General features: G+C 72.3%; 10 protein-coding genes. 8 read left to right on the top strand and 2 right to left on the bottom strand.

Going from position 1 to position 13046, the window contains the following annotated elements; all coding sequences use genetic code 11:
* Window positions 1-8 precede the first annotated feature (8 nt).
* Complete coding sequence (locus ABZU25_RS08790) at window positions 9-1139, bottom strand: LacI family DNA-binding transcriptional regulator (RefSeq protein ID WP_355028732.1); 1131 nt, start codon at window positions 1137-1139, stop codon at window positions 9-11.
* A gap of 238 nt (window positions 1140-1377) precedes the next feature.
* Here ABZU25_RS08790 and ABZU25_RS08785 point away from each other — a divergent pair, with 238 nt between their 5' ends.
* The 8 genes from ABZU25_RS08785 (at window position 1378) to ABZU25_RS08750 (ending at window position 11997) form a co-directional block, all read left to right on the top strand.
* Window positions 1378-2706: a Gfo/Idh/MocA family oxidoreductase gene (locus tag ABZU25_RS08785; protein ID WP_355028731.1), complete on the top strand. Its 1329-nt coding sequence runs from the start codon at window positions 1378-1380 to the stop codon at window positions 2704-2706.
* Window positions 2707-2730: 24 nt separating this feature from the next.
* A complete protein-coding gene (gene uxaC, locus ABZU25_RS08780; RefSeq protein ID WP_355028730.1) occupies window positions 2731-4164 on the top strand; it encodes a glucuronate isomerase in 1434 nt (477 codons plus the stop codon).
* Window positions 4161-5465 carry an enolase C-terminal domain-like protein gene (locus ABZU25_RS08775; protein ID WP_355028729.1) on the top strand — a complete coding sequence of 435 codons (1305 nt, stop codon included), beginning with the start codon at window positions 4161-4163 and terminating at the stop codon, window positions 5463-5465. The genes uxaC and ABZU25_RS08775 overlap by 4 nt, the downstream gene beginning before the upstream one ends.
* A complete protein-coding gene (locus tag ABZU25_RS08770; protein WP_355028728.1) occupies window positions 5456-6946 on the top strand; it encodes a mannitol dehydrogenase family protein in 1491 nt (496 codons plus the stop codon). Before ABZU25_RS08775 ends, ABZU25_RS08770 begins: the two co-directional genes overlap by 10 nt.
* A complete protein-coding gene (locus ABZU25_RS08765; RefSeq protein WP_355028727.1) occupies window positions 6936-8150 on the top strand; it encodes a Gfo/Idh/MocA family oxidoreductase in 1215 nt (404 codons plus the stop codon). Before ABZU25_RS08770 ends, ABZU25_RS08765 begins: the two co-directional genes overlap by 11 nt.
* Window positions 8151-8197: 47 nt before the next feature.
* Window positions 8198-9550, top strand: coding sequence for a pectate lyase (locus ABZU25_RS08760; protein ID WP_355028726.1), 1353 nt, complete (start codon window positions 8198-8200; stop codon window positions 9548-9550).
* 80 nt (window positions 9551-9630) lie between these two features.
* The gene (locus ABZU25_RS08755) at window positions 9631-10359 is read left to right on the top strand and encodes an HD domain-containing protein (RefSeq protein ID WP_355028725.1); all 729 of its coding nucleotides are present in this window, start codon (window positions 9631-9633) and stop codon (window positions 10357-10359) included.
* A 150-nt stretch (window positions 10360-10509) separates the two neighbouring features.
* Window positions 10510-11997 carry an FAD-binding oxidoreductase gene (locus ABZU25_RS08750; RefSeq protein ID WP_355028724.1) on the top strand — a complete coding sequence of 496 codons (1488 nt, stop codon included), beginning with the start codon at window positions 10510-10512 and terminating at the stop codon, window positions 11995-11997.
* A gap of 246 nt (window positions 11998-12243) precedes the next feature.
* On the opposite strand, the gene ABZU25_RS08745 is transcribed toward ABZU25_RS08750, so the two are convergent.
* Window positions 12244-13023 (bottom strand): BTAD domain-containing putative transcriptional regulator, encoded by a 780-nt coding sequence (locus ABZU25_RS08745; protein ID WP_355028723.1) that lies wholly within the window; start codon window positions 13021-13023, stop codon window positions 12244-12246.
* Between the last annotated feature and the right edge of the window lie 23 nt (window positions 13024-13046).

Below are 13046 nucleotides of genomic sequence, written 5' to 3'. Positions count from 1 at the left end.
CCTCGGCATTAGGAGGCGACGGCGTCACCGGTGGCCGCGGTCGGGATGCCCGGGCCCGCAGGGCAATGCGGGTCCGGGCCATGCGATGAGGCCAGGGAACGTGCCGGTCGGGCGTTCGGGCCCGGTCCGGTCGAGTCGCGGATGACCAGGTCGGTCTGGAGCATTACCTGTGCGGTGGTACGACGGACGCCGAGCGCCGTGCCGGCACCGGGTCCCCGCGCGCCGCGCGGTGACTCGCTGTCCTGTTGCAGCAGCATGTCGACGGCCGTCCGGCCGGCGGCCCCGGTGGGTGTGGCCACCGTCGTCAGTTTGGGGCGGGTGAGCCGGCTCAGGGTGATGTCGTCGACCCCGACGACGCTCACCTCCTGCGGCACCCGGACCCCGAGCGCGTCCAGCCCTTCGATGAGGCCGATCGCCATCAGGTCGTTGTAGGCGAGCACTGCCGACACACCGCTGCGTCGCACCTGCTCGGCGACGGCGGCGCCGCCGGTCTCGGTGGGCGCGTTCGGGCCGAGCACTGTCAGCTCCGCGCCGCCGGCTCGGGCGGCAGTGCCGGCGGCGCGACGCATCTCCCGGTTGGTCCACGAGCTGCGCGGGCCACCGAGCAGCGCGATGCGGCGGTGGCCCAGGCCGACCAGGTGCTCGATCGCCGAGCGGGCGCCCTGCCCGACGTCCATCAGCACGCAGGGCAGGCCGGTCACCTGGCGGTTCACCACCACCACCGGCACCTCGCGGCTGAGCTGCTCGATCAGGCTGTTGCTCATCCGTGGGCTGCACAGCAGCACGCCGTCCACCTGCTTGGCCAGCGCGTGGACCAACTCCTCCTCGACGGCGGGGTCCTCGTTGGTGTCGGCCACGAAGACGTGGTAGTCGCGGTGTCGGGCCTGACTCTCCGCCGCCTTGATCAGCGGCGGGAAGAACGGGTTCGCGATGTCCGCGATGATCAACCCGATGTTGTGCGTACGCCCGGTGATCAGGGCCCGGGCGGCGCGGTTCGGCCGATAGCCCAGATCCTCGGCGCAGGCCAGCACCCGGACCCGGGTTTCCGGGTTGACCAGGTGCGGGGCGGAGAAGGTGCGGGACACGGTGGAGATGTGCACACCGGACGCCCGGGCGACGTCCCGGATGGTGACTGGCACGGCTGGCCCTTCGTCCGATGTGGTGGCGGTCACGTGGGTGTGGCCCATTAATGCAAACGGTTGCGCCAGTGTCAACGGTCAATGGTTGCGGCTTTGTGGCGCCACCACGCCCCGCGGTGACCTACCGCCGCCCAAAACCGGATAATTACCGCCGTTTGCATCGCCTCCGTTGACGCAATCGCATTGATCGTGATTACTTCATTGCAAACCTTTGCAGGATCACCGGGGAGGCGACCGCATGTCACCGAGGGCCGGCAGCCGGGTCCGGTACGCCGTGGTGGGCACCGGCGCGCGGGCGGAGATGTTCGTCCGGGCCCTGGTGCTCGACCACGCCGACACCGCCGAGCTCGTCGCGTTCGCCGACGTCAACCAGACCCGGATGGACACGCACAACCGCTGGCTGGTCGAGCTGGGGCATCGCCCGGTGCCGACCTACCCGGCCGGTGACTTCGCGGCCATGCTGGACTCCGAGCACGTCGACGTCGTCCTGGTCACCAGCCTGGACGTCACCCACGACGAGTACGTGGTGGCCGCGCTGCGCGCCGGCCGCGAGGTGATCACCGAGAAGCCGATGACAGTCGACGCGCCGCGCTGCCGGCGCATCCTGGACGCGGTCACCGAGACCGGCGGTCGGGTGACTGTCGCGTTCAACTACCGCTACAACCCCCTGCACGAACAGGTCCGCCGGCTACTCGCCGACGGTGCGGTCGGCGAGATCGGCTCCGTGCACTTCGAGTGGCTGCTCGACGTGCGCCACGGCGCGGACTACTTCCGCCGCTGGCACCGCGACAAGGCCACCTCCGGCGGACTGATGGTGCACAAGGCCAGCCACCACTTCGACCTGGTCAACTGGTGGTTGGCGGCCACCCCCGTGGAGGTGTACGCGGCCGGCCGGCTCTTCTTCTACGGCGACGGTGGCCGGCGGCACGGCTACGCCCGCGACTACGACCGGGCACACGGCTCCCCCGCCGCCGCCGACGATCCGTTCGCGCTGCGGCTGGACGCCCACCCCCGGCTGCGCGAGCTGTACCTCGACGCCGAGGCCGAGGACGGCTACCAGCGTGACCGCAACGTCTTCGCCCCCGGCGTCACCATCGAGGACGACATGGCGGTGCTCGCCAGCTACTCCACAGGTGCCACGATGACGTACCACCTCACCGCCTACGCGCCCTGGGAGGGCTACCGGGTGATGGTCAACGGCAGTCGGGGTCGGCTGGAGCTGGAGGTCACCGAGAACGACTTCGTCGACCGGGGCACCGCCGGTGCGGTCAAGGGCGCCGCCCTGCACGGCACCGACGCGCCGGCCGAGGGCGGTGGCGCGACCCTCACCCTGCGCCCGTTCTGGGCCCCGCCCCGGCAGATCCCCGTCGAGGGCCGCACCCGGCACGGCCACGGTGGCGCGGACGCCCGGATGACCGCTGTACTCCTCGGTGGTCAACCCGACCCGATGGGCCGCGCCGCGACCGCCGAGGACGGCGCGCTGGCCCTGCTCACCGGCCTGGCCGCCAACCGGTCCTTCGAGACCGGTCGACCGGTCCGGGTCGGCGACCTGCTCACCCCCCACTGACCAGGAGACGAGGAGCCCATCCCCGTGCCGACGTTCGACCACACCGACCTGCTCCTGCCGCCCGAACCGGGCCAGCGCGCGCTGGCCCGGGAGCTGTACGCCCTCGCGGCGGAGCAACCCATCATCTCGCCGCACGGGCACGTCGACCCGGCCCTGCTCGCCGAGGACCAGCCCTTCGGAGACCCGGCGCGGCTGCTCATCGTGCCCGACCACTACCTGACCCGGATGCTGCTCAGCCAGGGCGTCCTCCCGGCGGACCTGGGCGTGCCCACCCGCGACGGCAGTCCGGTGGAGACCGACGGCAGGGTGATCTGGCGACGCTTCGCCGCGCACTGGCACCTGTTCCGGGGCACCCCGTCGCGGCTGTGGCTGGAGCAGACCTTCCGCACGGTGTTCGGCGTGCACACCCCGTTCGGCCCGGCCACCGCCGACGCCCTCTACGACGAGATCGCGGCCCGGCTCGCCGAACCGGACTTCCGGCCCCGGGCGCTGTTCGAACGGTTCGGCATCGAGGTCCTCGCGACCACCGAATCCCCACTTGACGACCTGAGCCAGCACGCCAAGCTGGCCGCCGACGGCTGGGGCGGGCCGGGCGGCCGGGTGGTCACCACGTTCCGCCCGGACGACGTGGTGGACATGGAGTTCGACGGCTGGTCCACGAACGTGGCAAGGCTCGGCGAACTGGCCGGCGAGGACACCGGCACGTACGCCGGCTACCTGGCCGCCCTGCGGGCCCGGCGGGCCGCGTTCATCGCCGCCGGGGCGACCTCCTCCGACCACGGCCACCCCACGGCGCGCACGCTGGACCTGACGCCGGCCGAGGCCGAGCGGCTCTACGACCGGGGCCGGCGCGGCACTGCCGACGCCGCCGACGCGGAGACGTTCCGGGCGCACATGCTCATGGAGTTCGCCCGGATGTCCCTCGACGACGGCCTGGTGCTGCAACTGCACCCCGGCGCGGTGCGCAACCACAACCGCTGGCTGCACGCCCGGCACGGCCGCGACGTCGGCGGGGACATCCCGCAGGCCACCGAGTACGTGCACGCCCTCGCCCCGCTGCTGGCGCGCTACGGCAACGATCCGCGGCTGCGGCTGGTGCTCTACACCCTCGACGAGGACACCTTCACCCGCGAGCTGGCGCCCCTCGCGGGCGGGTACGCCGCAGTGCTGCTCGGCGCGCCCTGGTGGTTCCTGGACTCCCCCGAGGTGTTGCGCCGGTTCCGGGAGACGGTCACCGAGACCGCCGGTTTCTACAACACCACCGGGTTCGTCGACGACACCCGGGCGTTCTGCTCCATCCCGGTACGCCACGACGTGGCGCGCCGGGTGGACGCCGGCTTCCTGGCCCGGCTGGTCGCCGAGCACCGGCTGCCGCTGGACGAGGCCGCCGAGACCATCGTCGACCTGGCGTACCGGCTGCCCAAGCGGGTCTTCAACTTCGGAAAGGTGGACCGGTGACGGTGACCATCACCTCCGTCGAGGTGCACGACGTGCGGTTCCCGACCGCCGCTCGGGGCGACGGCTCCGACGCGGTCAACCGCGGCGACTACTCGGCGACGTACGTGGAGTTGGGCACCGACGCCGGGCCGAGCGGCGCGGGGTTCACCTTCACCAACGGCCGGGGCAACGAGATCACCTGCGCGGCGGTCCGGGCGCTCGCCCACCACGTCCGAGGGCGCACGGTCGAGGAGATCACGGCCGAGCCGGTGGCGTTCTGGCGCTCACTCAGCGCCGACGTGCAGCTGCGCTGGCTGGGCCCCGAGAAGGGCGTCATCCACATGGCGACCGGCGCGCTGGTCAACGCGGTCTGGGACCTGCGGGCCACCCTCGCCGGCAAGCCGATGTGGCGCTTCCTCGCCGAGCTGCCCACCGACGACCTCGTGGCCAGCATCGACTTCCGGCACATCACCGACGCGCTCACCCCGGACGAGGCAGCCACCATCCTCGACAAGGGACTGATCGGAGGCGATGGCCGGCTCGCGGAACTCAAGCAGAGTGGTTTCCCTTCGTACACCACCTCGGTCGGGTGGCTCGGCTACCCCGACGACAAGGTGCGGGCGCTGACCCGGCAGGCGTACCAGGACGGTTGGCGGGCGATGAAAATGAAGGTCGGTGGGGCGCTCGCCGACGACAGGCGTCGGGCCGGAATCATCCGGGAGGAGATCGGCCCGGACGCGCTGCTGATGATGGACGCCAACCAGGTCTGGGACGTGGACGAGGCGATCACCGCGATGGCCACGCTGGCCGAGGTGGATCCGTACTGGATCGAGGAGCCGACCCACGCCGACGACATCCTCGGGCACGCCCGGATCGCCCGCGCTGTCGACGAGCTGACCGGCGGGCGGTGTCGGGTCGCCACCGGTGAGGTGGCGGCCAACCGGGTGATCTTCAAGCAGCTGTTGCAGGCCGAGGCGATCGGGGTGATGCAGATCGATGCCTGCCGGGTCGGCGGCGTCAACGAGGTCCTCGCCGAGCTGCTGCTGGCGGCGAAGTTCGGGGTGCCGGTCTGCCCGCACGCCGGTGGCGTCGGCCTCTGCGAGTACGTCCAGCACCTGGCGATCTTCGACTACCTGCGGGTGGGCACCGGCCTGGACGGGCGGATGATCGAGTACGTCGACCACCTGCACGAGCACTTCGTCGACCCGGTCCGCACCCGCGGTGGCCGCTATCTGCTGCCCGAGCGGCCCGGTTACAGCGCCACAATGAAGCCGGCGTCGATCGCCGAGTTCCGCTTCCCGGACGGTCCGGCATGGCGGTGACCGTCGGCGCCCGACTCGGCCTGGGCGCACTGCGCCGACTTCCCGCCGAGGCCCGCCCCCTGGTCCGGCCGGGCACCGTGCCGGCCGGCATCGTCCATCTGGGGCTGGGCGCGTTCCACAGGGCGCACCAGGCCGTCTACACGGAGGCGGCGGTCGGCGCGGCCGGCGGCGACTGGGGCATCGTGGCCGTCGCGCCGCGCAGCACCGCGGTGGTCGAGGCGCTCGCCGCCCAGGACAACCTGTTCAGCGTCAGCACCCTCTCCGCCGGCAGCAGCGGCACCCGGGTGGTGGGCGCCCTCAGCGGTGTGCGGCACGCTCCCCACGACCCGGACGCCGTGGTGGCGTTGCTCGCAGACCCGGCGGTGCGGGTGGTGACGCTGACCGTCACCGAGAAGGCGTACCAACTCGACCCGGTGACCGGCGACCTGTCCCCGGATGCGGCGCTCGCCGCCGACCTGGCCGGCGGCCGGCCGCCGACCACCGTGCCCGGGTTGCTGCTGCGCGGGCTGGCCGCGCGGGCCGCCGCGGACGCCGGACCAGTGGCCCTGGTGAGCTGCGACAACCTCCCGGCCAACGGCCGACGGTTGCGCGGGATGCTCGACCAGACCGTCGGCCGTGCCGCCGGGGTGCCCGCCGGGCTGGTCGAGTGGGTGGCCGGCAACGTCACCTGCCCGGGCACCATGGTGGACCGGATCGTGCCGGCCAGCACCCCCGCGACGATCGAGGCGGCCCGCCGGGCGCTCGGCGTGACCGACCTGGCCGCGGTCGCCGCCGAGCCGTACGCGCAGTGGGTGATCGAGGACGACTTCCCCGGCGGCCGACCGGGGTGGGAGTACGCCGGGGCGGTGCTCACCGACGACGCCGGCCCGTGGGAGCGGTTGAAGCTGCGCGCCCTCAACGGCGTGCACTCGGCAGTGGCGTACCTGGGCGCGCTGGCCGGGCGGGAGACGATCGCCGAGGCGCTGGAGATCCCGCACCTGGCGGACGTGCTGCGCCGGCTGATCGCCGAGGATGTCGCGGCCAGCTTCACCCCACCGGACGGCGTCCGGGTGGTCGACTACGGCGAGCAGGTCCTCGCCCGGTTCGGCAACCCGGCGATCCACCACCGCACCCTGCAGGTCGCGTTGGACGGCTCGCAGAAGCTGCCGCAGCGGATCCTGCACACCATCGTCGACCTGCGCGCGAGCGGCCGGTCCGCGCGCTGGGGGGCGTTGGTCGTGGCGTCCTGGTTGCGCTTCGCGCTGGGGTACGCCGACGACGGCCGACCGTTGCCGTTGCAGGACCCCCTCGCCGGGCCGATCCGGGCCGCCCTGGACGCCGGCGCGCGGACCCCGGCCGGCGCGGTGGACGCCGTCTTCGCGCTGCGCGAGGTCATCCCGGCGGAGGTGGCCGCCGACGACGAGGTCCGCGCCGAGGTGATCGCCTGGCTGACCGCGCTGGGACGACACGGCGTCGAGGCCACCCTGGCCGGTGCCCGGTGACGTGGCCGGTCGGTGCGCGGTGAGCGGTCGGGCGACAGCGACGCCGCCCCGGGTGGCGGTGATCGGGGCGAACGGGCACGGCCGCTGGCACCGGCGCGTGCTCGCGCCGCTGCACGCCACCGGCCGGTTACGGCTGGTCGCCCTGGTCGATGTCCAGCCGGTGGAGGACGATCCGGTGGCGCCGGTGCCGCCCGGGGTCGAGGTGTTCACCGACCACCGGGCGATGCTCGCCGCCACCCGGCCGGAGGTGGTGGTGATCTGCACCCCGCCGCACACCCACCTGGCGATCGCCCGGGACGCCCTGGCCACCGGGGCGGACCTGCTGCTGGAGAAGCCGCCGGTGTTGTCGCTCGCCGAGCACGAGGAGCTGACCTGGGCGCTCGCCGCCGCCGGCCGGGTGGCGCAGGTCGGCTTCCAGGCGCTCGGCTCGGCGGCGCTCACCGCGCTTACCGACGCGTTGGCCGCGGGGCGGCTGGGCACTGTCACCGGCATCTGCACAGTCGCCGCCTGGCAACGGCCGGACGCCTACTACGCCCGCTCCCCCTGGGCTGGCCGACGGAGTCTGAACGGCCGCCCGGTGCTGGACGGCGCGCTTGTCAACCCGCTCGCGCACGCGGTGATGCAGTGCCTGGCGGTCGCTGAGGCGCTCGGCGGGGCGACGCCCTGGCCGGTGACGATCGAGGTGGAGCGCTACCGGGTCCGGCCGATCGAGGTGGAGGACACCGCCGTGCTGCGGATCCTGTTGCGCGCCGGCCCGCCCGTGCTGGTGGCGGTGACCCTTGTCGCCGAGGAGTTCGTGGCGGGCGAGGTGGTGGTGACCGGCACGGCGGGACAGGCGGTGCTGGAGTACCCGACGGACCGGCTGCGGCTGCCCGGGGACGTGGTGACCCGCCGGATCCCGGGACGGCAGGGGTTGCTGGAGAACCTGCTCGCGCACCGGGTCGACCCGGCGGGGGTGCCGCTGATCGCCCCGCTGGCCCGTACCGCGCCGTTCACCGCCCTGCTGGACGCGCTGCGGGCCGCCCCCGAGCCCCGACTGCTCGACGGCGACCTGGTCACCGCCGTCGGGGTGGGCGGGGAACGGATCCGCCACCTGCGGGGTGTGGTCGACGTGTTGCGCCGGGCCGCCGAGCGGGGGGCGCTCCCGAGCGAACTGGCGGTGCCGTGGGCGGTCGCCGCGTACCGCGCCGACCTGGCCGGATAGCAGGACCGACAGACGCCACCTGGGACGACAACGAATGGAGTGAGTCGATGCGCGCAATACTCACCGGCGCCACGGTGATTGCCCTCCTGCTCGTCACCGCACCGGCCGCGGCCGCCCGCCCCGACGTTCCATCCACCGAGCGGCTGTCCTGGCTGGCCCGTCACCTCGGCCGGCAGGTGCTGCCCGAGCGCGACGGCTGGGCGGCTGAGGGTGCCGGCACCACCGGCGGCTCCGCGGCCACCCCCGAACGGACCCGAGTGGTGCGCAGCCGGGCCGAGCTGGTCGCCGCGTTGGGCGGCGACAACGCCAGCAACGCCACCGATGCCACGCCGAAGGTCATCTACGTCGACGGCGCCATCGACGGCTTCGAAGGACCCGACGCTACGACGCTGAGCTGCGCCGACCTGGCCGACCCGGGGTACCGGCTGGACGCCTACCTGGCCGCGTACGACCCGGCGGTGTGGGGTCGGGTGGCACCGGCCGGACCGGTGGAGGAGGCCCGGGTGCGCTCGGTGACCAACCAAACCCGGCAGACCCAGATCAACGTCGGCCCCAACAGCACAATCGTCGGCCTGCGCGGCGCCCGGCTGACCGGGCTCACCCTCATGATCGACCGGGCGCCGAACGTCATCGTCCGGAACCTGACCTTCGCCGACGCCCGGGACTGCTTCCCCGCCTGGTCCCCGACCGACGGCGAGGCCGGCAACTGGAACAGCCAGTACGACCAGATCTCGGTCCGCCGTAGCGAGCACGTCTGGGTCGACCACAACAGCTTCAGCGACGGCGACAACCCGGACAGCGCCCAGCCGGTCTACTTCGGGCGGCCCTACCAGGTGCACGACGGGTCGTTGGACGTCACCCACACCGCCAGCCTGGTCACCGCGTCCTGGAACCGCTTCACGGGCCGGGACAAGCTGATGCTGATCGGCTCGTCGAACACCGTCGGCCCGGACGTGGGCCGGCTGAAGGTCACAGTGCACCACAACCTCTTCGACGGCGTCCTGCAACGGCTGCCCCGGGTGCGCTTCGGTCAGGTCGACGTCTACAACAACCACTACCGGCTCGGCGGGGGCGACTTCCAGTACGCGCTCGGCGTCGGGGTCCAGTCAGCGATTTACGCGGAGAACAACTTCTTCACAGTGGACCCGACGGTCGACCCGGCCGACCTGCTCTACGACTGGGGTGGCACCGCGTTGACCGAGCGGGGCTCCTGGGTGCGCCACGACGGCGGGCTTGCCCGACCGGTCGACCTGCTGGCGGCGTACAACGCGACCCACGACCCCGACCTGGCCGCCGACGCGGGCTGGACACCCACCCTGCGCCGCGATCCCGTCCTACCGGCGCCGCTGGTCCCACTCCTGGTGGACCCGCTCGCCGGGGCCGACCGGCTGCCGAGCTGACGGCTCGACCGCCTGAACTCGCGGTCGGGTCTGTGACGTAAGGGCTCATCGATGTGGTGAAGATCGGCTATAAGTGACGCATGGACTTCCCGCCGCACCTGGGCAGCATGCCGATGCACGCGATCACCGAGATCCACGGCGAACCGGGCCTGCTGGAGCGCTTCCGGTTGGAGGTCCGGCAGTTCGACGACGCCGCCCGCGAGCGGTTGACCGCCGCGCTCGACCTCGCCGCCGAGCTGCACCGCGACGACCGGCGCGTGCGCGAGCCGTACCTCAACCACCTGTTGCGGGTCGCGATCCGGTTGATGCACCACTACCAGGTGCGCGACGTGGACGTGATCGTCGCCGGCCTGCTGCACGACGCGGTCGAGGACCACCCGGTCGAGCTGGCTGCCGGCGACGCCGGCGCCGACCCGACCGCAGGCGCGCTGGCCGCGCTCGCCGCGCGGTTCGGGACGCGCGTCGCGACGCTCGTCGGCGCCGTCACGAACCCGGTGTACGACCCCGAGCGGGACCGCAACACGCAGTACCGGGAGCACCTGGCGGTCACCCTGGACCGCGAGCCCTGGGCCCGGGTGATCAAGGTGTCGGACTTCACCGACAACGGCGTCGGGGTGATCCACACGGTCGGGCCGAAGGTCGTCTCGTCGGCCCGGAAGTACCGGCCGCTGGTGCCGCTCTTCCGTGATTTGATCGGCCGGCCGGACACACCGTTGTCGGCGGCGGTGAAGCGGCACATCTTCGGCCAGCTCGACCTCGCCGAGGAGCGGTTCAGCGCCATCCTGGACCAGCCCGCGCACTCCAACTGACCTGCCGTCGCATCACCCGACCGGGTTCCGTGACAAGTTCTCGGATCTTTGCCGCAGCCTGCGGCATTACGGTGGTTTTGCGTCAGTTGGGAGGCAAAAGTCCTCTCGATCGAAGTTTCTGACGTAACCCCGATCGAGAGGACTCGGACCATGCGCGACCTTTCTCGTCGCGATCTGCTCAAGGCGACGGCCGTCGGCGCTGGAGCAGTCGCCCTCCCGGGCATGATTGCCGGCAGTTCGGCGTTGGCGGCGGACGGCCCGTCCTTCGGTGACAAGTTCCCGCCCGCCACGTTGACCGGCCGGATCGTCCGTCCCCAGAGCCCCGACTACGCGCAGGCGAGCCTCGGCTGGGACGAACTGTTCGTGCGCTACCCGCTGGTCATCGTCTTCGCCCAGGAAACCCAGGACGTCGTCAACGCCCTCACCTGGGCTCGGCAGCACGACGTCGCGCTGCGGGTACGCAGCGGCCGGCACAGCCTGGAAGGCTGGTCGAACGTCGACAACGGCATCGTGATCGACGTCAGTGAGCTGAAGGACGTCCACATCGACACCGCCACTCGGACGGCGAAGCTCGGCGCGGGGCTCAACCAGTCCGAAGCTGTCACCGCACTCGGGGAGTACGACCTCGCGGCGACGACCGGAACGGAAGGGACCGTCGGCCTGTCCGGTGCGACCCTCGGGGGCGGCTTCGGGTTCCTCACCCGCTACCTCGGCATGGCCTGCGACAACCTGATCGGTGCGGAGATCGTCGTCGCGTCGGGGGCCGACGGCGCCAAGGTGCTCGCTGTGGACCCGTGGAACCACTCGGACCTGCTCTGGGCTCTGCGCGGCGCCGGAAACGGCAACTTCGGGATCGTCACGTCCCTGACCTACCAGGTAGCCCCGCTGAAGAGCGTCGCCTACCTGCAGGTGACCTGGCCGGGCCTCGACGACCTGCACGAGATCTTCGACACCTGGCAGCACACCGCGCCGTTCAGCGACCCTCGTCTCGGCACTCAGGTCGAGGTCCACCCGGCCGAGATCCTGCTGTTCGCGGTGCTCGCCGAGGGATCGGAGGCGGAGGCGAGGAGGCTGCTGGAGCCGCTCCTCTCCATCGGCAACCCCGAGGTCACAGTGCAGATCGGCGGCTGGAGCGAGACGTACTCCGGATTCCAGATCCCGAACGACGAAGAGCCGGCGAAGTGGAAGTTCTTCTCACAGTTCACCAGGGAGCCCTTCCCGGCAGAGGCGATCGGCATCGTCCGCCAGTTCATGGAGAGGTCCCCGTCACCGGACAGCAACTTCTTCACCCAGGCCTTCGGCCGGGGAGCCCAGCGGCAGGAGCCCTTCGGCGGCGCGGCGTTCCCGCACCGTGACGCGCTCTTCTACTCCGAGCCCGGCGTGGGCTGGGGCACCCGCGGCGAGCCGGACAGCGATGACGCCATCACCCCGATCGCCCAGACCTGGATCGCCGAGTTCAGCCAGGCGCTGCGGCCCTACGTGGACGGCGCCTACGTCAACGTGCCGAACATCGGCATGGCGGAGTGGGAAGAGGCCTACTGGGGGCGCAACTTCCCGCGGCTGCGCAAGATCAAGGCGAAGTACGACCCGCACAACGTCTTCCAGTACGAGCAGAGCATCCCGCCCGCGACACAGTGACCTGGACGGCCGGCGGTGCGGGTGGCAGCACCCGCGCCGCCGGCCACCGCCACCTCGCCCACCCCCACCCCACCTCGTGTACGTCCTTTGCTCTGCACCCACCGACGCGACACCCGCTCCTGCGCCCCGTCGCATCCGTGGGTGCAGAGCAAAGGACGGGCGGGGAACCTCGGCCGGGACGTCGGGCCGGGCGGCACGCGGACCGGGCAGCACACGGCCCAGGCAGCACACGGACCAGGCAGCCGCTCAGGGGTACGGGACCGCGGCTCCGGAACGGCCGGCCTGCACCAGGTGCTCCAGCCAGGGTGTCGGGGCGACGCCCAACTCCCGGCCCAGGTCGGCGCGGAACAGCTCGAACCGCCGTAGCGCCTCGTTGATGTTGCGCTCCGCCAGGTGCACCGCGATCAACGCGCGGGTGGCGCTCTCCCGCAGCGGCTCCAACTGCACGGCGGTCAACGCCACCTGCACCGCCTCGCCGTACCGGCCCTGCGTGGTGAGCCGCTCGGCGAGCGCCTCCAACGCGTACAGCTGCGTCTGGCGCAACCGTTCCCGCTCGGTCAGCACCCAGTCGTCGTACCAGCCGGGCAGCAGCTCACCGGTCGCCAGCGCCGGCACACCGGGGCCGACGTCGACCGGTGATCCTCCGGCCAGCAGGGCGGTGGCCGCCGCGCCCAGGGTCGCGACGTCGCTTGTCACCCCGGCGGCCAGGGCCAGCCGGTCGTCCTCGTCCACCAGGGGCTCGGGAGTCACCCGGTGCAGCCGCCAGAGCATGGTGCGCAGGTTGGCCCGTGCCCGCTCCTCGTGCGAGCCGGGCCAGAGCGTGCCGGCGGCCTCCGAGCGGGCACACCGCTGGCGTACGCCGAGGTAGGCCAGCAGTCGACGGGCGCCCTGCGGCACCGTCACCACCCGCCCGTCGCGTTCCAACCCGAACCCACCGAGCAGCCGCAACGCGTACCGGGGAGGCGGTCCCGCCTCGATCTCGGTTGCCGCGGTGCGAAGGTCGTGCGTTACCTCGTGAACAGCCATGCCTGCGCCTTTCGCACCCGATC

The organism is Micromonospora sp. NPDC005215, from assembly GCF_040607915.1.
Lineage (GTDB): Bacteria > Actinomycetota > Actinomycetes > Mycobacteriales > Micromonosporaceae > Micromonospora.
This window is presented reverse-complemented; position numbering and strand designations above follow the sequence as displayed.